The following is a 20780-nucleotide window of genomic DNA, read 5'->3' as shown; positions in this document are numbered from 1 at the left end:
GATCCCCTTGGTCACATTCTGCCCCCGCAGAATGATTGCACCGCCGGTGCGAGGACGAGATTAGGTGCCCTGAAACTCGATCGCAAGCCTGCATACGTCCTGCGCCCTTATGCGCGCGCGTAGCGACGGTCGGCAGCACGCGATGCCCGCGAAGTGACGTCGGCTTGAATGAAGTGTCAGGAACCCTTTTTGACGACGACAGGGTTGCCGCATTCTGAGCAGAATTTGTCGATAGGTAGTGCCTTGTGGCCCATCTTGCACACCGCATCCCCCAGCAACTCCGGCTTCATGAGCGCCGAATAAGCAATTGCGAAGGCTGCGTAGTAGAAGACCATCCAGTGACCAGAGAATCCCCGAATCACTTGCGGCGAAGATGCCGAATCGACTTGAGACGCACCGCTTGCGGCACTTCCCATGAACAAGAAGAAGTTCAAGAAAGTGTAGGCGAACAAGCCGTAGAGCAGATATGTCATCCACCTTGGGCAGCCCGACAGGACTTGTTTCCATGACATGAAGCCACCAAAGCCCCAGGCTGATGCCTTCTTGCCACGACCCATCCTCATCGACAGGAACACGGCCGGGAACCAGACAACGAAGATGCCGACGTGGAGCGCGAAAACAGACTCGCCTAGCTGCGGATCAAAGCCCAGCAGCGCGATGATGTGCACAATGACGCTGAGGAAAAGGCCGATGGCTGAAAGAGCGAGTACGGGTTTGACGAGGTATCTCATGGGTGCCTAACGCCTGAGCTATGCCGAGCTGCGAAGCAGCTTCGGCTTGAATGAATTGTTAGGCCTAGGGCCCGGTTGCCGCAAAGGGAAACTCTTGAGCTGCCAGGGATGCGACAGCCCGGCCATTGAAGGAAGCAGGCTGAAATCGCCAAGCCTGCATGGCCTCCAGGGCAGCGTCCGCCAGTTGACTGTCAGTACTTTCGATCACCACCGGATCTGCGGCGACCCCCTCGACAGTGATGATGTACGCAACAAGGACCTTGCCCGCCTTGGGCTGCCCGTCAGCTCCGATTGGTGCCTTAGGTAGTCCACCGGCTGTGGGTCTGGCGCGCTCCATGCCGCCAAACACATCAGCAAATATGTAGCGGCAGCCGTAGGCCTTCTTTGCGGCGGCATCAATCTCGAGGCTCTCAGGTGTGATGCGGTTGAAGACTGTCCTGGCCGGAACGGACTCAGATGACTCGCCGCCAGAGCTAGCTGGCTTTTCGCAAGCGAAACTGGGTAAAGCGAATGCCAGAGAAAGCATAAGAACTGCTGCTACAAACCGCATGGCTGTTTCCCCATAGACCTAACTGCTAGGTCCGGTTATACATCTGTGGCAGTGCAATGACCGACCCGCGCAACCCCTTGATCAAGTGGCAGATTAGCGACGCGACATCCGGCTAACAAGCTGGCGTATAGCCGGAGCAAGCGGGACGTGCCAACTGTCCGTTTTGGGCCGTTAGCGGCCACTCGCCAGTTCACCGCAGCAGACTTCCTGGCCATGTCCGCTTTGGCCAGAAGCGGACGTCGACGTTTACAGCAAGCCCAGTTGCGTGGCTTTCAACGTAGCCGCGGCACGTGTGGCGCACTCGAGCTTGCGAAACACGCTTTCGACATGGGTGCGCACGGTGCTTGGGCTGATCGACAGCTTCTGCGCGACAACCTTGTTGCTCGCTCCAAGACTGATCCAGCGCAGCACATCCCGCTCGCGTTCCGAAAGGAGACTGGTCAACGGCGCGGTGGACACCCTGCCCTTGGCCGGTCGCGGCTTGCGCAAAAGGGCACGGACGACATCGACGTCGTAACGCCCGGCGGTGGCTTCGGCCATCAGCAGCGAACCGGCGGCGTCTTCTGCAAGTGCATCGCGCCAGGGACGTGCGACACGCAGGGCAGCCAGCGCTGCGGCGGCGGCAAGGATGCGTCCTTCGATGGGAATGCCCGCCGCCCTGGCCTCACGGAAATAGCCGGACCCATCGGGTCGTTCATAGGCATACGACGCGATTTCCGCCTCGCCCGCGAGGGAACCGATCTGGCGCGCGGCGCGCCCGGTCCAGTAGGGAACCAGCCGTACGCGCTCCCATGCCGATTCCGCGAGCTTGCCCGGGGTTTCCCAGATCATGTTGGGCACTGCGGCGCGGCCCATGCCATGGATCAGCGCGGCGCGATACACCTTCTGCTGGCCGAGCGCACCCAGACCGAGCTCGATCGCTGCATTGCTGGCCAATTGCGCCACCGCGCGCGAATAGCCGGTCATCCACGGCAGCTTCAGGTCGATGACGTGGGCCAGGATTTCCAATGACGTCGTGCGATCGGCGAATGCGGCGTCGAGCGAACACGGGCCGGACAACGTCGGATCGTCGTCGAGCGCCATCAGCCAGCGCGAGGCATGGGCGACGACCAGGCGGGCGAGCGCTTGCGGATACAGAGCGTCCGCACGCTGTTCGATGAGCTTGCATGCCTGCTCGAGGCCATACAGCCGATTGAAGATATCCAGATCGCCGGCGAGCGAGGCCGTGTAGACCGAAGCGGGCACCTGCTCGCCGCGCAGGCCGTCAGGCGCGCCGCTGCCGTCGTGGCTTTCGAACAGGTGGCGCAGCGCGAACTGCGTCGCTTCGTCCAGTCCCAACTGCACCGCTATGTCGCCCGCCACTTCACAGTGGATGCGCGACAGCGAGAGGAATGCCGATCCCTTGTGGCGCGTGCCGGAACGAAACCCGCTGCCGGACGACTGGATGGCGAGCAGGGCCTTGCGTCCGCTCACATCGTCGCCGAACAACTGCGCGAATTCGGGCGCGTTGGCGGTGCAACCCGACCAGCGCAACAGGGCGACGGTAGTGGCTTCCCGGCAATTGATGTTATCGCGCCGGCGGCCCTGGCCAGTTGCCCGGCCAGCCAGGCAGCGCGCGGCGAGTGATCGGTGGGCTGCCCCATCGCCAGGTCGCCCACGAACGCGAGCGAACGGATCACATCCAGCAGGGGAACGGTGGAAACGTTCACGGCGGATCAAGTACCTGTACCGGGGCCGGGAAGTCTAGTGCCCTCCCCTCCGCAGCGACCTCGGTCATTCAACCGATGGTGCGCACAGGGGGCGGAGCGCAATCTGTGCCTCGAGGGTGATCGCGATGTCCGCTCTCCCCCGGTTGATGTATGTCCCAGCCTCGCCTCGCCACCTAACCTCTGGAGCTCACTCCGTGAACATCAAGATGCTCGGCCTCGCCGCCGCTACCGCCATGACCCTTGCCTCCAACTCGAATGCCGCGCCCGCCAAGGCCCCTGAAGCCATCAAGAACGTCGTGCTGGTGCACGGCGGATTCGTCGACGGCTCCGGCTGGGCCAAGGTCTACAACATCCTGAAGAAGGATGGCTACAACGTCACCATCGTGCAGAACCCGACCACGACGCTCGCGGACGACGTTGCGTTCACCAAGCGTGCCATCGCGCAGCAGGACGGCCCGGTCGTACTGGTCGGCCATTCCTACGGTGGTGTGGTGGTATCGGAAGCCGGCACCGATCCCAAGGTCGAACGCCTGGTCTACATCGCCGCGTTCGCGCCCGACAAGGGCGAGTCGGTGCAGTCGCTGATCGCCAACCCGCCCCCGGGTGCGCCGCAGCCGCCGATCCTGCCGCCGCAGGATGGTTTCCTGTTCCTCGATCGCGCGAAGTTCGCGGCCTCGTTCGCCGGCGACGTCTCCGCCGACGAAGCCGACTTCATGGCGAACTCGCAGGTGCCGTGGGGTGTCGAGGCGCTGGGCGGTGCCGTCACCGAGCCGGCCTGGAAGTCGAAGTCGAGCTGGTATCTGGTCGCCACCCAAGACCACATGATCCCGCCGCCGGCGCAGCAGATGATGGCCAAGCGTGCAGGCGCGACTGTGGTCGAAGTTGCCGGCAGCCACGCGATCTATGTGTCGAAGCCGGAAGCCGTAGCCAAGCTCATCGAGCAGGCGGCGCACGGCAAGAAGTAACCGCGACTCGGGGCGGAGCGTCATCGCTCCGCCCTATTCCTCGTTTGCGGCACGAAGGCCGCCGCATCCCGAAGGGGGACGCGCCGGCGCGCCGAATGAGTCGACGCGCCGGCACGTGCCAGAGGCTGCCGGAACTCCCCCGAGATACCGGCAACCCCTTCCCAGCGTTGAGGCCGGCAGCCATCACAGATGGCTGCCGGCCAAGTCGTTTCCGCGGTATCAGCCGTGCCGGCCCGACCAGTGGATGTGGGTGATCTTCCAGCCCGACGTCGTCCTGGCGAGCACCATGGATTCGACGACCACTTCGCTCGGTCCCTGCGCCGCACCCGTGTGCACGCGCTTCTCGCTCAGGACCCAGGCGACATCGCTGCCGGCGCGGGCGTCGCGGCGCAGGAGTTCGCGCGAGACGGTGCGCAGCGCGGCGGCGTCTTGTTTCGCGGCGCCGTCGATGTAGGCGTCGCGTTCGCCCAGCACATGGCCGTTGGCGATGACGACGGCATGGGGCGCCATCAACTGCCGCGCGCTGTCGAGCTGCCCGCTGACCAGCGCGGCCATGAAGGCGTCGACGACCTGCGCGGCTTCCCTGGCGGCGGGCGATTCGCTCGCGTTCGCGCCCACTGCAGGTGCGCTGGGGGCAGGCACGCTGGCTACGGGCACGCTGGGTACGGGCGCGGACGAGCGCGCGAACACAGACGCGGGAGCAATGGCGACAAGGGCGAGGAAAGCAGCGGGAAGAAGGCGGCGCACGGGGCATCTACCGGACAGTGGGGGTGGCGCCATTGGGCACCGACACCGCCCCCCGCACGCCCCCCCACCGCGGGGGGGCGCAGTGCGGCCCCGCCGGCAGCAAAGTCCGACCGTTGGCGCGTCAGGCCCAACGCAATGTCCGGCCGTCGCCGATCCATCCTTTCAGGGGAATCTTTTCGTGAAAACCGCTCGTAACGCGCGCTCCAAGGCCCTCCACCGCGCAAACCTCACCGCTTCCTTGCTCGTGGCCATGGGCCTCGCGCCGTCGATCGCGCTGGCAACTGATTGCGACACCGCCACGCCAGGCCAGACCCAGTGCACCGGCGCGACCGCGACCGGCGCGTTCGCCACCGCCGTCGGCAACCTGGCCAACGCCACCGGCGCCAACAGCGCCGCCTTCGGCAACAACGCCCGCGGCCTCGGCGCCAACTCCACCGCCATCGGCAACAATGCGACCGCCGGCAGCGCCACCGCCACCAACGCCACCGCGGTAGGCAATGCCTCCAGCGCCACCGGCAACAATTCCTCGGCCTTCGGCACCGGCGCCAACGCCAGCGGCAGTTCGTCCACCGCGGTCGGCGTCAACGCCATCGCCAGCAACACCAGCACCTCCGCGTTCGGCACCGGCGCCAACGCCGGCGGCCTCAACGCCACCGCACTGGGCCGCTCGGCCAATGCCGCCGCCAACAGCGCCACGGCCGTCGGCGACGGCGCCAAGGTCCTGGTCCTGGGTACCAGCGGCACGGCCGTCGGCCAGTCCGCCCAGGTGACCGACAAATACGGCGCCTCGTTCGGCGCGATGTCCAAGGCCGGCGCGTACGGCACGGCCATCGGCACCCTGGCGAGGGCGACGGGCCCCAACATGTCCACGGCCGTCGGCGCCGCGACCGAGGCGTCGGGCCAGTTCGCCATTGCGCTCGGCATCGATTCGCATGCCACGAAGCAGAACACCCTCGCCGTGGGTTCGTATGCCCGCGCGCTGCAGAACTACGCCATCGCCATGGGCACCGGCGCCTACGCCACCGGCGCCTGGTCGATGTCGCTCGGCAACGAGTCGTTCGCCAACGGCTTCGACGCGATCGCCCTCGGCTCCTACGCGGGCGGCATCGGCGAAGCCTCCATCGCCATCGGCAGCAATGCCTGGGGTATGGCGAAGAACAGCATCGCGATCGGCCAGATGTCGACGGGGGCCTCTGATTACACCACCGGCGTCGGCGCGTTCGCCAACGCCTACAGCTTCGCCAGCACCGCGATCGGCACCTACTCCAATGCCTTCGGCGCCTTCAGCAACGCCACGGGTGCGTATGCCTGGACCGCCGGCGATTTCGCCAGCGCCACCGGCGCGTACAGCACGGCGCTGGGCACGATGAGCACCGCCGACGGCGCGTATGCGCAGGCGCGCGGCCACAACAGCGTCGCCACCGGTTCCTACAGCCTCGCCGTCGGTGACTTCAGCACGGCCGTCGGCTCGCTGGCGACCGCGGGTGGTGTCTCCAGCGCCGCGCTCGGCGACACCTCGTCTGCCGTCGGCGACTACAGCACCGCGCTCGGTGCGTACAGCACGGCGTTGGGGACCAACAGCGTCGCACTGGGTTCGTACTCGGTGGCCGATCGCGACAACACGATCTCCGTCGGCGCCGCCGGTGCCGAGCGCCAGATCACCAACGTCGCCGCCGGTACCCAGGACACCGACGCGGTCAACGTGGGCCAGCTCAACAACACGCTGGTCGCGATCGGTGCCAGCAACGTGGCACAGCTCAACACCGTGGCCGCCGCATTCGGCGGTGGCGCCACGATCGACATGAATGGCCTGCTCGGGATGCCCAACTACACCATCCAGGGCAGCAGCTACTTCAACGTCGGCGACGCGTTCGGCGCGCTCGACGGTGCGCTCTCCACGCTCAGCAGCCGAGTGTTCTCGCTCGAGACGACCCCGGGCCTTGGCCTGCCGGTCGGCACCGGTAGTGGTCTGGCGCTGGGCGATGGCAGCCATGCCCAGGACAGCCGCGACACGGCCTACGGCAGTGGCGCTTCGGTCATGGCCGACGGCAGCACCGCGGTCGGCAGCAATGCGGTGATCGACGCGACGGCCACCAATGGCGTTGCCATCGGTGCCGACACCCACGTCAGCGCCGCCAGCGGCACCGCCCTCGGCCAGGGTGCCACGGTCAGCGCCGCGGGTGCCGTGGCGATCGGCCAGGGCTCGGTGGCCGACCAGGCCAACACCGTGTCGATGGGCAGCGCCACGCAGCAGCGTCGTGTGACCAACGTCGCCGCCGGCACTGCCGCAACCGATGCCGCCAACGTCGGCCAGATGCAGGCCGGTGACGCTGCAACGCTGGCTTCGGCCCGGACCTACACCGACACCACCGCCACGCAGACGCTGACCCGCGCCAACAGCTACACCGACACCCAGCTGCAGTTGATGAACGACCAGTTCACCGAGATCGGTTCGCGCCTGAACAAGCAGGACCAGCGCATCGACCGCGAAGGTGCGATGAGCGCGGCGATGATGAACATGGCGATCAACACGGCCAACAGCCGTAGCCCGCGCGGCCGCATCGGCGTCGGTGCCGGCTGGCAGAACGGCGAGAGCGCGTTGTCGGTCGGCTACTCCAAGCAGATCGGCGAGCGTGCGTCGTTCAGCCTGGGCGGCGCCTTCAGCAGCGATGACCAGTCGGTTGGCGCCGGCTTCGGCATCGACCTCTGATCGAGGCCGGCGCGGCGCCTCCTGAGGCGCCGCGCTCGATGTAATCCGGAGAGTTGCCGTGCCGGTCCGATCTGGACCGGCACGGCTTTTTTATGCACCCGTCGGCGTAGGAAGCCGGGACGCCCAAAAGCACCGGGACGCCCAAAACAAAAGGGAGGCGCTGCGCGCCTCCCCACAATCAATTTATACAACGCAGGGGGGCTTGCGGCCAGCCCCCGGTCGTCATGCAGCATCGCCGGCCTGTCGGAATGGCAGGAAACCGGAGCGACGCGATGACCGATTCGCAGACGTACTACCACGGCACGAAGGCCGACCTGAAGGTGGGTGACCTGATCGAGCCGGGGTATGCCTCCAACTACGGCCAAAGGAAGCAGGCGGCTTTCGTTTACCTGAGCGCCACGCTGGATGCGGCCACCTGGGGCGCCGAGTTGGCCGTTGGCGCAGGACACGGAAGGATCTACATCGTGGAACCGGCAGGGTCCATTGAAGATGACCCCAACCTGACGAACAAGCGGTTTCCCGGAAATCCCACGAAGTCATACCGTTCCCGGAATCCGTTTCGCATCATCGGCGAGGTCACGGATTGGCAGGGTCACTCCCCCGACCAGCTCAGGGAAATGCACGACCACCTCGAGAACCTCAGGCAGCGTGGTGTCGAGGCAATTGAGGAATGAGCACGGCTTGTGCCATACAACAACTCGTTCGAACCGAACCCGCTTCGCGACTTCATTCAGGCGTCAGGCGCCAGGTGAGTAACCATGAGTCTCTTCAGGCAAAGGAAGAATCTTGCGCTTGGCCTGGTGTTCGCGGCGCTGGTTGGCTGCGCAACTGCGCCGACCCCGGCGTATGAGGATCGCGATCAGCCGGTATCCCTCAAGGATGTCGAGATCCTGGATAAAGCGGATGCACTGCTGGCCGATGAATCCGACTGGAATCGAAAAGACACGAGAGAGTGCCCACCTGACGCGCAGACGCTAAGCCTCTTCTGCGCTCTCCAGGAGGCAAGCATCGAAGCGCTTGGTTCCTATGATCACAGACGGGTAGCCCTGCAAGAGGTGCGTTTTGCCATCGAGGATGTATCAGGTGGCCGCGAGTTCGAGCATCGCCTGATGGATTTCAACAACCTTCCGGAAACAACCTTCGATGACATCAAGAAGGTCCTTGCCATTGCCCGAGCCAAAGTGGCAGCGCGTCTGGCAGCTGCGACGCACTAGGCACCCCACGATCATTCAAGCCGAAGCCGCTTCACGGCCCAGCCTGATTTTTTTGCGCGCAGGCGGGACCGCCTGGCCGGCGCCTAGGCGGCGGCCGCGCCAGCCGGCTGCACCGATGCGTCTTCGGCTTCGTAAGCCTCGATGAGGTCGGCCAGCAACGCCTGCACCGGCGCCATCCCCGCCTCATAGCGGCGCCAGCCACCGATGTTGCGGGTGTGGATCGGCTGGCGCAGCTGCAGCGTGCTGGCCGTGGTCGTGACGGTCTTGTTGGCGAGGATGTCGGTGACGCCCTCGACCTCCGGCAGCCCCAGGTACGCCTGCACGCGCCGCGCTTCGACGTCCGGTTGCGACGCGAGGTCCTCATAGCGCACGTCCAGGATCCGCCCCGGCGCGATGGCATGCCAGTGGCGCATGAGTCGCGCGTAATTGCGGTAGTGCGCGGCCAGCTCGTCCAGCGCGTAGCTGTACGGGTAGTAGTGGTGCGCGAACAGCTCCTTCAGGTTGGAGAAGCAGCTGTCCAGCGGATGGCGGCGCAGGTGGATGATCTTCGCGTGCGGCAGGGCCTTGAGGATCGCGCCGCACCACTGGTGGTTCATCGGATGCTTGTCGACGTAGAACGCATTGCCGTCGGCGACCCACGCGGTCTTGGCCAGGTAACGGTTGCCGAGCAGCGTCGGGTCCAGGCGGGCGACGTAGTCGCCGATGCCCGGGTCCAGGGTCAGCGACAGCCGCTGGTTGTTGACCCACTGCATCTGCTGCCGGAAGTCGTTGAGCTCGCCACAGGTCTTGATCTGCGGATGGTTGCCCAGAATGCGCTCCAACAACGTCGTGCCGGTGCGCGGCATGCCGACGACGAAGATCGGCGTGGCATCGCGGGGGACGTCGCCACAGGCGTCGAGGAAGCCCTCCGGCGTGGCCGCGATCAGGGCGTCGTAGGCCGCGGTCTCCCGCGCAGCATCGTGCTTGGTGACGCTGCGACGCGCCTGCGCGCCGGCCATAAGTGATGTCCATGCCTCATCGGTCTCGCCGAGGCTGTCCAACTCCTTGAACAACCCGTAATGCAGGTAGGTGATGTCGTCGTTGTCGAGGCCGGGGTGCCGCAGTGCCTCGCGCATGCGCGTCACGCGATCGCGTGCGCTGTCCTTGCGTCCGACCTGGGCGGCGAACCAGTGGGCGTGGCCATGGTGCGGGTCCTTGGCGACGCTTTCCTCGCTGGCCGCGATCGCGGCCTCGATCGGGCCCAGGAAGCTCTGCACGATGCCGTGGATATGCGCCGCGAACGCGCTGTCATCGCCGCGGGCGCGGGCCAGCTCGATGCAGCGCAGGGCGAGCGGCTGGTCTTCGAGCGTGCTGTACAGCTTGGCGAGCGCAAGCAGGACGCCGGCGTTGACCGGGTCCTCGGGGTTCACGAACCCCAGCACGGCATGGGCCAGCTGGTTCTCGCCGAGCTCGGTCAGGACGGAAGCGACCTCGAGGATCTCGGGGGCGGCGGCGTTGGCGACGCGCTGGCCGGCCAGGAAGGCATTGGAGGTGGCTTCACGGGTCAGTCCTGCCGCGTGGCAGGTCCTCGCCAGCATGGCGTAGGCCATGGGATTGCCGGGCGCATGCTGGATCAGCTGGAAGCACAGCGCTTCCGCCTCGGCGTAGCGCTGCTGCTGGAAATGGTCGACGGCCTGCTGCCACAGGGCCTGGGGATCGGATTGCTGCATGACGGATGCCGGATCGCGGGGGGGAGGACCGCACGGACAGTGGACCACCCCACCGACGGCCGTTCACCCCCCCGCGCTGGGGGGGACGGGCGGGCCTCGGCAAGCGCGAGTCTGCGCGTGTCGCGTTGCTCGCGTCATCCAACATATTCGAGGGGAATACATGTCATCGCTTGCCAAGGCCATTTCCGTGGCCATTCTCATGGGTACCGCCGGCCATGCGGCCGCGGCCATCAACGGGGCCGCGGTCGACCGCGCCCTGACCGCCGTCCGCCTGAACCCGACGGCGACCCGCCTGTCCGCTGCCGACGCCTTCACCGCGCGCAGCGTGATTGTCGACGCCAACGGAACCGAACACGTGCGCATGGACCGCACCTACCGCGGCCTGCCCGTGATCGGCGGCGACATGGTCGTGCACTCCCGCGCCGGCATCGTGCAGAGCACCAGCGTGACCCTGGCCGCGCCGATCAACGTTGGCGTCACCCCGGCCCTGTCGGTCGATTCCGCCATCACCGCCGCGGGCGTGCAGTTCGGCACCCGTTTCGAGGCCGTGCCGAGCGCCAGCCTGGTGGTTTTCGCCGGACGCGCCACGCCGAAGCTCGCCTATGACGTGCTGTACACCGGTACCGCGAAGGACGGCACGCCGCAGCGCATGCACTACTACGTCGACGCCCTCGACGGCGCGATCCTGGCCAAGGAAGACGCCGTCAAGACCGGCATCCTGCCCGGCACCGGCGCACAGACCGGCACGCCGTCGACGCCGCCGGTCCTCACGCCGGCGACCGGCCCGGGCTATTCGCTGTTCGCGGGCACGGTTCCGCTGAATACGCAGTGGAACGCGACCCGCCGCATCTACGAGTTGAAGGACTCGACCCGCGGCGACACCCACATCACCGACATGGGCAACGGCTACCGCGGCGCCGGCACGCTGATGGTCGATGCCGACAACAAGTGGGGCAACGCCGCCCTCAGCGACCGCGTCAGCACCGGCGTCGACGCGGCCTACGGCTTCGCCAAGACCTGGGACTTCTACAAGAACACCTTCGGCCGCGTGGGCATCCGTGGCGACGGCGTCGGCGCGTACGGCGCGGTCCACTACTCGCTGAACTACGTCAACGCGTTCTGGAGCGACGATTGCTTCTGCATGTCCTTCGGCGACGGCAACGGCACCACCGTGCGTCCGCTGGTGGCGATCGACATCGTCGGCCACGAAGTGAGCCATGGCGTGACCGCTGCCACCGCCAAGCTGATCTACAACAGCGAGTCGGGCGGCCTGAACGAGGCCAACTCGGACATCTTCGGCACGATGATCGAGTACTACGCCAACAATGCGAACCAGCCGCCGAACTACGTGATCGGCGAACAGATCTTCGCGACGCAGGCCTGGAACAATGCGATCCGCTGGATGTTCAAGCCGAATCTGGACGGCATCTCGCCGGACTGCTACCCGAGCGCCACCACCCCGTCGAACGGAATCACTTTGGCCAATTTCAAGGCCATGAACGTGCACTACTCCTCGGGCGTGGCCAACCACTTCTTCTACCTGCTCGCCGAAGGCGCGGTGGTGCCGGCCGGCTACGGCGCGGGCACCCCGGCCAACCTGACCCCGAGCAGCCTGGTCTGCAACGGCAACACCGCGCTCGCCGGCATCGGCCGCGACGCCGCCCAGCAGATCTGGTACCGCGCCCTGACGGTGTACATGACCTCGAACACCGACTATGCCGGTGCGCGCGTCGCCACCCTCAACGCCGCCGCCGACCTGTACGGTGCAGGCTCGGCGCAGCAGCAGGCCGTGGCCGACACCTGGGCGGCCGTCTACATGCCCTGAGAAACCCGGCATACGTCGCGTCGTCCCCGTGGGGGCGGCGCGATGTATAACCGAATTGAGAACCCGCCGCTCGGCGGGTTCTTTTTTTGGGTCGTCGACACAGGTGGGCGGGCGACTCTCGCAGGGCGTCACGCAGCGGCGTCCAGACCAGACCGGATGGAGCCGTAACCGCTACGGCCGTCACGGCGTCCCCCCCGCCATGGGGGGGCGCTGCGGGGGTCTGCCGCCCCCCAAATACACGGGCTGCCCTCCCCCTCGAGAACGCCCCCCCATGACCACCCGATTCCTGCGCGCGGGCGCTGCCGCGCTTTCCCTCGCCGCTCCGCTGCCCGTACTGGCGGCGCCTCCTGCGGCATCGGCTTCGAAGACCATCTGAGGTCAGCGCCATGCGCTCTTTTGCCATGCCTTCGGGGCACGCCGTGCCCGTGAATCCCGCGCACGATGGGACTACCCCTGCCCTCGAGACCGGCGCGGAACCGGCACGCCGCGACGGGCCCGCGCTTGCACTTGTGGCGAGCGCGGATCCGTCCCCCGGCCAGCCCTGGCCCATGTCCGAGTCCGAGCTCGCCCTCAAGGCCACGCCGCCGCGCATGCCGCGCACGGCGCTCGAACGCGAGCGGCTGCAGCGGTTCTGGGTCGATGTCCACGACCGCACCGCGATCGCGGTGGTCGCACCGGCCGGCTTCGGCAAGACGACCCTGCTGCTGCAATGGCGACGCCGTTGGCTCGAACAGGGCGCGCGCGTCGCGTGGCTGACGGCCGGCACGCAGGACGATCCGGTGCGTTTCGCCGAAGCCGTGTGCCAGGCGATACGCGAGGCGAACCGACGCCCCACCCAGTCCGTCGCGCAGCGGGCCGGCAAGACCGGGATGGAAGCCCTGACCGCATTGCTCTCCGAAGTCGCCCAACAGGGCGTGCAAACGGTGCTGATGCTCGACGACGCGGAGCGCCTGCCGCTGCCCACGCTGCGTGGCGCAGTCCAGTACCTGCTGTTCAACGCTCCGGCGAACCTGCATCTCGTGTTCGGCTCGCGCGTGCCGCTGTCGCTGCAGGTGGCGGAACTGGCCGCCAAGGGCAATTACGCAACCCTGGCGACCGACGCGTTGCGCTTGCGGATGGAGGAGTCGATCGAACTGCTCGAGAAGCGCCTGCCGCAACTGAGCGTAGATGCGCGCGCCCACCTGCACGAGACCACCGAGGGCTGGCCGCTCGGATTGCAGCTGGCGATCGCGGCGATCGAGCACGCACCGGATCCGGTGGCCGCGCTCGAGTCGCTGTCGGCGCGCCACGGCACCATCCAGGATTACTTCGTCGAATCCCTGCTCGCGCAACTGTCGCCGGCGCTGACGGAATTCCTGCCCCGCATCGCCATCCTCGATCGAATGAACTCCGAGTTATGCGCCGCGGTAACGGGCGCCGACGATGCGGCCGAGCTGTTGGCGCAGTTGGCCGCGGAAACGCCGATCATGATCCAGGGCGAACGCACCGACTGGATCCGCCTGCACCCGTTGGCGCGGGATTTCCTGCTGGCGCGCTTCGAGCGGTTACCGATGGCCGAGCAGGCGACGCTGCATTCGCGCGCCGCATCATGGTTCGCCGGCAAGGAACGTTTCCATGAGGCGGCCGGTCACGCGCTTGCGGCAGGCAACCACGCACTCGCGCAATCCCATGCGGCGCGCTCGCTCTGGACACTCGGCATTTCGGGCAAGTACGCCGAAGCACGCGAATGGCTCGACCACCATATTCCGCAAGAGGTGCTGAGCGGCGACCTCGATCTCCGCTTGGCCGCGGCATCGATCCTTGCGCTGGGCAACCGCAACGCAGCCGCGCTGGAGATCTCGCGAGAGGTCATCGACAACCCGGCGACCCCGCCGGCAACCTTGGCGGTCGCGCTGCGCGTCGCCGCCGGCGCAGCGGCCTATGCGGACCAGCTGGGCCTCCTGCCGGAGTTCGTTGCGCGCTGGCCCGGCCTGCACGAGTGCGGCGGTGAGCCCCTCTATGCCGCGACGCACCTCAATTTCCGTGCGCTCGTCGCGCTGCACGAGGGCGCGACCGGCGACGCCCGCGCGCTGGTCGCGCAGGCTGCCCGGTTCGGCAACAGCGGCTCGCTGCGGCTATCGGCGCAAGTCGGACACATGCTGGTGGGATTGAGCCATCTCTGGGAGGGCGACGCCTGCCAGGCCGAGGCGGTGATCCAGCCGGCACTCGCCCAGGCCGAACGCGAGGGCCAGCGCCGCGGCATGGCAGCCGCGCTCCTGGCGTCGGTACTCGCCGCCGCACTCTTCGGGCGCGACCAGCCCGCGGCCGCGCAGGCCGTGCTCGCGAACCGGCTCGACGTCATCGAACGCAGTGGCTTTCCCGACAACGTCCTGTTGGCCTATCGCACGCTCGCCAACGTGGCGCTCAGCCAGCATGACGAGCGTCGTGCCCTCAATGTGCTCGGCAACCTCGAAGCCGTCGCCGAACGCCGGCAGCTGCCACGCCTGCGCGGATATGCGTTGGCCGACCAGATCCGTATCCATGCACTGCGTGGCCGCAACGAAACCGTCGCCATGCTGCTCGTCGCCCTTGAGCGGCTGGCGCCCACGTTCGAGCACGAACAACTGCACCCTCTCGCATTGGAATACCGGCTCATCGCATCGCTCGCGCGCGCGCATGCCGCACTGGCGAAGCGGGAACTGGATGTAGCGGAGTCGGAGGTCGCGGTAGTCGGTCGGCTCGCCGCGCAATTGAACCGTGGCCGCGACGCGCTCACGGTCAAAGTGCTACGCGCGGTCATCGCACGCCAGCGCGGCAGCGCCGATGCGTTGCCGTTGTTGCAGGAAGTCCTCGAGCTGGCCGAGATTTCCGGCTACGCGCGCCTGCTGATCGACACCCACCCGCTGGCGGTGGAGATGGCAGCCGAACTGCACCCACCGTCCAGCGGCCAGACGCCGCCCCCGGCCCCGACGCCCATCCGCGCGGCGCCACCACGGCATGGCCTGCTCACCTCGAAGGAAGCACAGATCCTGTCCCTGATCGACAAGGGCATGTCGAACAAGGAAATCGCCCGCACCCTGGACATCAGCGGCGAGACCGTGAAGTGGCACCTCAAGAACCTGTTCCTCAAGCTCTCGGCCGGCAATCGCAAACATGCGGTCGACCGCGCGCGCCTGCTCGGGTTGACGCACTGACGATTCGTGGATTCGTCGATGCAGCATGCGCGGGCTGGGCTCCAATCACTGTCCGGTACTACCCGCAGTAATCACGAGGCACTGCATGCGGATGAATCGACGCGGCGAACGTTCACGTTGCCACTTGCCTGCTCATGATGATCATTGCCAAGCGCCGCCGGACGCATTCCAATGCAGCTCAAATAGTTTTTGCTGATCCGACAGGCAGCCCGCACGAAAGCCACAAAAACAACAAGGGCCCGGTTTCCCGAGCCCTTGTTGCTGTATCAATTGGCGTCCCCACGGGGATTCGAACCCCGGTCGCTACCGTGAAAGGGTAATGTCCTAGGCCTCTAGACGATGGGGACGCTGTAGAACTTTGCTTTCACCGAGATGGACTTCGTTGAAAAGCCGGCCTGTTTTGAAACTTGTTTCCGATGCGCCTTCTGAAAACGTGTCCAGAAGTTGGTGGAGCCAGGCGGGATCGAACCGCCGACCTCCTGCATGCCATGCAGGCGCTCTCCCAGCTGAGCTATGGCCCCACGGCGCTGGAAAGACGGCAAGTTTAGGGGGCTGATACAGGACCGTCAAGCCACCTTTTCGATTTTTTTCACATCCGCCGCTGCACGCAGGCGCAAGGTCGCAACGCCGTGGCCGCTCTCGGCCAGGTATTGCAACCATTTCCCAAGGAACGTGTTCATCCGCAGTCGATGGCCGATCACTTCAGCGGGTGGCGGATACATGCCGATCACGTCCTGCCAGCGGCGGCCGACGTAGCAATGCGTGGCTTCGACCTGGCGGGCATCGTGGTAGACACGCAGGTACGCCGAAGGGTCCGGCTCTCCGGTCACCGGATCGAGCATGTTGTAGGTCAGGCGCAATTCGGTGGTGTAACGATGCTGCCCGAGCACGTCCAGCTGCAGGGCCAAGCCATCCCCGATATCGGATGCATAGCGGCCAGGGGCGAGATCCGCAGGCTCGAACAGCCGCTGCAGGCGGCCATGGTTTTCCGCATACAACGCCATCAGCCAGCCGAACTTGCCGAGCCGGAGACGGCCCAGCGCGTCGGCATGCGTGGCGCGGGAAACGAGCTGCTGCATGGACCCGATGCTACACGCGCGGTGCGCAATGCGCAGCGTTGACGGGCACGATGAACGCGCCTATCGTCACAGTTCTCCCGCGCCAGACGACGCTTGCAGTTCAGGCGCCGCTCAGAACATTTCGCGGTGGATCCCCAGGGTCGTAAGCACCTTGCTGGCGATTTCCTCGATCGAGGTATGCGTGGTGCTGAGGGTCGGAATGCCCTCGCCACGGAACATCATTTCCGCCGCCGCCACTTCCCGCTTGCAGGTATCGAATTGCGCGTAGCGCGAGTTCGGCCGACGTTCCTGGCGGATCTGCTGCAGGCGGACAGGGTCGATGGTCAACCCGAACAGCTTGTTGCGCCATGGCCGCAGGCGCGGGGGCAGGCGATCGTGCTCGAGGTCTTCCTCGGTCAACGGATAATTGGCCGCGCGGATGCCGTAATGCAGGGCGAGATACACGCAGGTCGGCGTTTTGCCCGCGCGCGAGACGGCCACGAGGATGACGTCCGCCCCGGCGTAATCGGTGGCTGCGCCGTCATCGTGGGTCAAAGCGAAGTTCATCGCGTTGATGCGGCGGTGGTAGGTCTCGAAATTGACCAGCCCGTGCGCCTGGCCGATGCGACGCTCGCGCGCCTCGCCCAATTCGCGTTCCAGCGGTTCGATGAAGGGCGCGAACACGTCGAGCATGAGTGCCCCGCTCTCGGCCAGCGCACTGCTCACGACGCTGTCGACGCAGGAATTGATCACCACGGCACGGACCCCGTACTCCTGGGCGGCGGCCCGGATCTTGGGGGCGATCTCGGCTGCACGCTCGACGCTGTCGACGAAGGAATAGCGCTCGGTGACGAACCGAGTCTGGGTGAACTGCGTCAGCAGACTGTGGCCGATGGTCTCGGCGGTGATGCCCGTGCCGTCGGACACATAGAAAACCGGCCGCACTCCGGGCATCACACACCTCGTCAAGGGTTCGCCATCGCCAGAAAGCCACCGGGCTACGTTTGTCTGGGCCCGATGCAGCGGCGATAATAACGGTTTCGCCACGTTAGGCCCTCCGGCCCTACCCCCACGGAGCCCCCGTCTTGAACGAGAACATCCTCTGGCTGCACGCGCTTCGCCTGTCCGACCTGGCCCGCGTGGGCGGCAAGAATTCCTCGCTCGGCGAGATGATCGGCAACCTTGCGAACCTCGGCGTCTCCGTTCCCGGCGGTTTCGCGACCACGGCGGAAGCCTTCAAGGCCTTCATCGCCCACAACAGCCTGCACCAGCGCATCTACGACAAGCTGGCTACGCTGGACGTCGAGGACGTGCCCGCCCTCACCGCGGCCGGCGCCGAGATCCGCGGCTGGGTCATCGGCGCCCCCCTGCAGGCCGACCTGGATGCGGACATCCGCACGGCCTACAAGCAGTTGTGCGACGAGAACGGCGGCTCGGACGTCGCCGTCGCCGTGCGTTCCTCCGCGACCGCTGAAGACCTGCCCGATGCGAGCTTCGCCGGCCAGCAGGAAACCTTCCTCAACGTGACCGGTGCCGACGATGTCGTGCACAAGGTCAAGGAAGTCTTCGCCTCGCTCTACAACGACCGCGCCATCGCCTACCGCGTGCACCACGGCTTCAAGCACGAGGACGTGTTCCTCTCCGCCGGCGTGCAGTTGATGGTCCGCTCGAACGTCGGTTCGTCCGGCGTGTTGTTCACGCTGGACACCGAATCGGGTTTCCGCGACGTCGTTTTCATCACGTCGAGCTTCGGCCTCGGCGAGATGGTCGTGCAGGGCGCGGTGAATCCGGACGAGTTCTACGTCTACAAGCCGACGTTGCAGCAGGGCAAGCCGGCGATCCTGCGCCGTTCGATCGGCGCCAAGCAGCTGCGCATGGTCTATTCGGACCAGCCCGGCGAGCGCGTACGGACCGAGGAGACCCCGGCCGAGCTGCGCAACACCTTCTCGATCAACGACGCCGACGTGCACGAACTCGCCAAGCAGGCGCTGGTCATCGAAAAGCACTACGGCCGCCCGATGGACATCGAATGGGCGAAGGACGGCGTTACCGGCAAGCTCTTCATCGTGCAGGCGCGCCCGGAAACGGTGAAGTCGCGCGCGCACGCCACGCAGATCGAGCGGTATGCACTGGGCAAGCGCGGCGACGTGATCGCCGAAGGCCGCGCCATCGGCCACAAGATCGGCAGCGGCATTGCCCGCGTCGTGCGTTCGCTGGATGACATGAGCCGCGTGCAGCCCGGTGACGTGCTGGTCGCGGACATGACCGACYCGGACTGGGAACCGGTGATGAAGCGCTCGGCTGCGATCGTCACCAACCGTGGCGGCCGCACCTGCCACGCCGCGATCATCGCGCGCGAACTCGGCGTGCCTGCCGTCGTCGGCACCGGCAACGCGCTGGACACGATCAAGGACGGACAGGAAGTCACCATCTCCTGCGCCGAAGGCGACACCGGCTTCATCTACGCCGGTGCCCTGCCCTTCGAGCGGCACGTCGCCGACCTCGACAAGATGCCGCCGGCGCCGCTCAAGGTGATGATGAACGTCGCCAATCCGGAACGCGCGTTCGACTTCGCCATGCTGCCCAACGCCGGCATCGGCCTGGCGCGCCTGGAAATGATCATCGCCAGCCACATCGGCATCCACCCCAAGGCGCTGCTCGAATACGCATCGCAGGATGCCGAAACCAAGAAGAAGATCGACGCGAAGATCGCCGGTTACGGCAGTCCGGTCGACTTCTACGTCGACCGCCTCGCCGAGGGCATCGCCACCATCACCGCTTCGGTCGCGCCGAACCCGGTGATCGTGCGCCTGTCCGACTTCAAGTCGAACGAATACGCCAACCTGCTCGGCGGCGCGCGCTACGAGCCGCATGAAGAAAACCCGATGATCGGCTTCCGCGGCGCCAGCCGTTACGTCGATCCCAGCTTCGCCGAGGCCTTTGCGCTGGAATGCCGCGCGGTGAAGAAGGTGCGCGAGACGATGGGCCTGACCAACTGCTGGGTCATGATCCCGTTCGTGCGCACGCTGGACGAAGGCCGCAAGGTCATCGAGGTGCTGGCAGCCAACGGCCTCAAGAAGGGCGAAGGCGGCCTCAAGATCATCATGATGTGCGAGGTGCCGTCGAATGCGTTGCTGGCCGACGAGTTCCTCGACATCTTCGATGGATTCTCGATCGGTTCGAACGACCTTACCCAGCTGACGCTGGGCCTGGACCGCGACTCGGCGATCGTTGCCAACCTGTTCGACGAACGCGATCCGGCCGTGAAGAAGCTGCTGTCCATGGCCATCCAGGCCGCGCGCGCCAAGGGCAAGTACATCGGCATCTGCGGCCAGGGCCCGAGCGATCATCCGGACCTGGCCGAGTGGCTGATGCAGCAGGGTATCGAGTCTGTGTCGCTCAATCCGGACACGGTCGTGGATACCTGGCTGCGCCTGGCCAAGGTCAAGGCGGGCTGATCGCAGCGCCATGGAACAGGCCGTCACTACCACCACGCTGAAGGAACTGCACTCGCTGGATCACTGGCGCGCCCTGGGCGAGACCTACGGCCTGAAGCTGGTGGGCGCGGTGCTGATCCTGCTGATCGGTTTGTGGCTGGCCAAGCGTGTCTCGCGCGCGCTAGACCGGGTCCTCGAGCGCACGCATACGGAGACCACCCTGCGTGGTTTCCTGCGCAATATCGCCTATGGCGCGATGGTGGCCGTGGTGGTTGTCGCCGCCCTGCAGGTCCTGGGTTTCCCGACAGCTTCGCTGTTCGCGGTGCTCGGCGCGGCGGGCCTCGGCATCGGCCTGGCGCTGAAGGATTCGCTGTCGAATCTCGTTGCCGGTTTCCAGCTGATCGCCCAGAGCCCTTTCCGGGCTGGCGATTATGTGCAGGCTGCGAATGTCGAGGGCACCGTTGAACAGGTGCGCGTCTTCCAGACCCGCCTGCGTACCCCCGACAACCGCGTGGTGATCCTGCCCAACAGCCTGGTCACCGCGGCGGCGATCACCAACTTCACCGCGACGATGAAGCGGCGCATCGACATCGCCACCTCGCTGGCCCATGGCGACGATCTCGCGGCGGCGCGTTCGCGCCTGCTTGATATCGCCCGCACGGAGTCGCGCATCCTGCATGAGCCCGCCCCCGTGGTTCTTGCAACCGGCCTCACCGCCGACAACCGCATCAACATCGAGCTACGGGCCTGGGTACGCACCGGCGATGTGCAACAGCTCCGCAGCGATCTCACCGAAGCCGTGCGCAACGGCATGGTCGAACTGGGCTTGGGTTTGCCGGCAACGGTGCGCGACGTGCGCGTCTACCACCATGGTGCCGACGGCCGTGCGCTGGATGAAGCGCTGGGCGGCCAGGTCATCGGAAATCCCGGCGCCAATACCCCCGCGGGCTGA

Annotated in this window: 15 protein-coding genes and 2 tRNA genes; 8 read left to right on the top strand and 9 right to left on the bottom strand. The window is 66.3% G+C overall.

What is annotated here, in order from left to right; genetic code table 11:
- Nucleotides 1–176: 176 nt before the first annotated feature.
- The 3 genes from ACXJJ9_RS14165 to ACXJJ9_RS14155 all read right to left on the bottom strand — a co-directional run bounded on the left by ACXJJ9_RS14165 (nucleotide 177) and on the right by ACXJJ9_RS14155 (nucleotide 2814).
- Nucleotides 177–731 (bottom strand): hypothetical protein, encoded by a 555-nt coding sequence (locus ACXJJ9_RS14165; protein WP_457097782.1) that lies wholly within the window; start codon nucleotides 729–731, stop codon nucleotides 177–179.
- Nucleotides 732–795: 64 nt separating this feature from the next.
- Nucleotides 796–1281 (bottom strand): energy transducer TonB, encoded by a 486-nt coding sequence (locus ACXJJ9_RS14160; RefSeq protein ID WP_457097781.1) that lies wholly within the window; start codon nucleotides 1279–1281, stop codon nucleotides 796–798.
- 246 nt (nucleotides 1282–1527) lie between these two features.
- Nucleotides 1528–2814 (bottom strand): HD domain-containing phosphohydrolase, encoded by a 1287-nt coding sequence (locus ACXJJ9_RS14155; RefSeq protein WP_457097780.1) that lies wholly within the window; start codon nucleotides 2812–2814, stop codon nucleotides 1528–1530.
- Between the two features lie 370 nt (nucleotides 2815–3184).
- On the opposite strand from ACXJJ9_RS14155, the gene ACXJJ9_RS14150 reads away from it, so the two are divergent.
- The gene (locus ACXJJ9_RS14150) at nucleotides 3185–3955 is read left to right on the top strand and encodes an alpha/beta hydrolase (protein WP_457097779.1); all 771 of its coding nucleotides are present in this window, start codon (nucleotides 3185–3187) and stop codon (nucleotides 3953–3955) included.
- Nucleotides 3956–4174: 219 nt separating this feature from the next.
- Here ACXJJ9_RS14150 and ACXJJ9_RS14145 read toward each other — a convergent pair whose 3' ends face one another.
- Nucleotides 4175–4702, bottom strand: a complete 528-nt coding sequence (locus ACXJJ9_RS14145) for a nuclear transport factor 2 family protein (RefSeq protein WP_457097778.1) — start codon at nucleotides 4700–4702, stop codon at nucleotides 4175–4177.
- A 178-nt stretch (nucleotides 4703–4880) separates the two neighbouring features.
- Between ACXJJ9_RS14145 and ACXJJ9_RS14140 the strand changes: the two genes are divergently transcribed.
- The 3 genes from ACXJJ9_RS14140 to ACXJJ9_RS14130 all read left to right on the top strand — a co-directional run bounded on the left by ACXJJ9_RS14140 (nucleotide 4881) and on the right by ACXJJ9_RS14130 (nucleotide 8626).
- Complete coding sequence (locus ACXJJ9_RS14140; RefSeq protein ID WP_457097777.1) at nucleotides 4881–7412, top strand: YadA-like family protein; 2532 nt, start codon at nucleotides 4881–4883, stop codon at nucleotides 7410–7412.
- Between the two features lie 272 nt (nucleotides 7413–7684).
- Nucleotides 7685–8086 carry an NAD(+)--rifampin ADP-ribosyltransferase gene (gene arr, locus ACXJJ9_RS14135; RefSeq protein ID WP_457097776.1) on the top strand — a complete coding sequence of 134 codons (402 nt, stop codon included), beginning with the start codon at nucleotides 7685–7687 and terminating at the stop codon, nucleotides 8084–8086.
- 84 nt (nucleotides 8087–8170) lie between these two features.
- Nucleotides 8171–8626 (top strand): DUF6197 family protein, encoded by a 456-nt coding sequence (locus ACXJJ9_RS14130; protein ID WP_457097775.1) that lies wholly within the window; start codon nucleotides 8171–8173, stop codon nucleotides 8624–8626.
- A gap of 83 nt (nucleotides 8627–8709) precedes the next feature.
- Here the strand turns inward: ACXJJ9_RS14130 and ACXJJ9_RS14125 are convergent, their stop codons facing one another.
- A complete protein-coding gene (locus ACXJJ9_RS14125) occupies nucleotides 8710–10335 on the bottom strand; it encodes a tetratricopeptide repeat-containing sulfotransferase family protein (RefSeq protein WP_457097774.1) in 1626 nt (541 codons plus the stop codon).
- A gap of 160 nt (nucleotides 10336–10495) precedes the next feature.
- On the opposite strand from ACXJJ9_RS14125, the gene ACXJJ9_RS14120 reads away from it, so the two are divergent.
- On the top strand, nucleotides 10496–12160 hold the full coding sequence (locus tag ACXJJ9_RS14120; RefSeq protein WP_457097773.1) for a M4 family metallopeptidase: 1665 nt from the start codon (nucleotides 10496–10498) through the stop codon (nucleotides 12158–12160).
- Nucleotides 12161–12708: 548 nt separating this feature from the next.
- Nucleotides 12709–15333: a LuxR C-terminal-related transcriptional regulator gene (locus ACXJJ9_RS14115; RefSeq protein WP_457097772.1), complete on the top strand. Its 2625-nt coding sequence runs from the start codon at nucleotides 12709–12711 to the stop codon at nucleotides 15331–15333.
- Between the two features lie 271 nt (nucleotides 15334–15604).
- Here the strand turns inward: ACXJJ9_RS14115 and ACXJJ9_RS14110 are convergent.
- From ACXJJ9_RS14110 to ppsR, 4 genes are all read right to left on the bottom strand, one after another.
- Nucleotides 15605–15680 (bottom strand) — tRNA-Glu (locus ACXJJ9_RS14110).
- Between the two features lie 98 nt (nucleotides 15681–15778).
- A tRNA-Ala gene (locus ACXJJ9_RS14105) sits at nucleotides 15779–15854 on the bottom strand.
- A 45-nt stretch (nucleotides 15855–15899) separates the two neighbouring features.
- Nucleotides 15900–16412: a DUF1249 domain-containing protein gene (locus tag ACXJJ9_RS14100; protein ID WP_457097771.1), complete on the bottom strand. Its 513-nt coding sequence runs from the start codon at nucleotides 16410–16412 to the stop codon at nucleotides 15900–15902.
- 111 nt (nucleotides 16413–16523) lie between these two features.
- Nucleotides 16524–17345: a posphoenolpyruvate synthetase regulatory kinase/phosphorylase PpsR gene (gene ppsR, locus ACXJJ9_RS14095; protein ID WP_457097770.1), complete on the bottom strand. Its 822-nt coding sequence runs from the start codon at nucleotides 17343–17345 to the stop codon at nucleotides 16524–16526.
- A 131-nt stretch (nucleotides 17346–17476) separates the two neighbouring features.
- Between ppsR and ppsA the strand changes: the two genes are divergently transcribed.
- Entirely contained in the window at nucleotides 17477–19849 is a 2373-nt protein-coding gene (ppsA, locus tag ACXJJ9_RS14090; RefSeq protein ID WP_457097769.1) for a phosphoenolpyruvate synthase, read from the top strand.
- Between the two features lie 10 nt (nucleotides 19850–19859).
- Nucleotides 19860–20780, top strand: a complete 921-nt coding sequence (locus ACXJJ9_RS14085) for a mechanosensitive ion channel family protein (RefSeq protein WP_457097768.1) — start codon at nucleotides 19860–19862, stop codon at nucleotides 20778–20780.

The sequence above is a fragment of the Lysobacter sp. P5_B9 genome, assembly GCF_054049835.1.
The sequence above is the reverse complement of the archived record's forward strand: the minus strand, read 5'-3'. Positions and strand labels throughout refer to the sequence as shown.

Bases quoted from the DNA above. Each gene is read 5' to 3' on its own strand.
- ACXJJ9_RS14165 (WP_457097782.1), bottom strand. From the start codon at position 731: ATGAGATACCTCGTCAAACCCGTACTCGCTCTTTCAGCCATCGGCCTT.
- ACXJJ9_RS14160 (WP_457097781.1), bottom strand. From the start codon at position 1,281: ATGCGGTTTGTAGCAGCAGTTCTTATGCTTTCTCTGGCATTCGCTTTA.
- arr (WP_457097776.1), top strand. From the start codon at position 7,685: ATGACCGATTCGCAGACGTACTACCACGGCACGAAGGCCGACCTGAAG.
- ACXJJ9_RS14130 (WP_457097775.1), top strand. From the start codon at position 8,171: ATGAGTCTCTTCAGGCAAAGGAAGAATCTTGCGCTTGGCCTGGTGTTC.
- ACXJJ9_RS14125 (WP_457097774.1), bottom strand. From the start codon at position 10,335: ATGCAGCAATCCGATCCCCAGGCCCTGTGGCAGCAGGCCGTCGACCAT.
- ACXJJ9_RS14120 (WP_457097773.1), top strand. From the start codon at position 10,496: ATGTCATCGCTTGCCAAGGCCATTTCCGTGGCCATTCTCATGGGTACC.
- ACXJJ9_RS14115 (WP_457097772.1), top strand. From the start codon at position 12,709: ATGTCCGAGTCCGAGCTCGCCCTCAAGGCCACGCCGCCGCGCATGCCG.
- ACXJJ9_RS14100 (WP_457097771.1), bottom strand. From the start codon at position 16,412: ATGCAGCAGCTCGTTTCCCGCGCCACGCATGCCGACGCGCTGGGCCGT.
- ppsR (WP_457097770.1), bottom strand. From the start codon at position 17,345: ATGCCCGGAGTGCGGCCGGTTTTCTATGTGTCCGACGGCACGGGCATC.
- ACXJJ9_RS14085 (WP_457097768.1), top strand. From the start codon at position 19,860: ATGGAACAGGCCGTCACTACCACCACGCTGAAGGAACTGCACTCGCTG.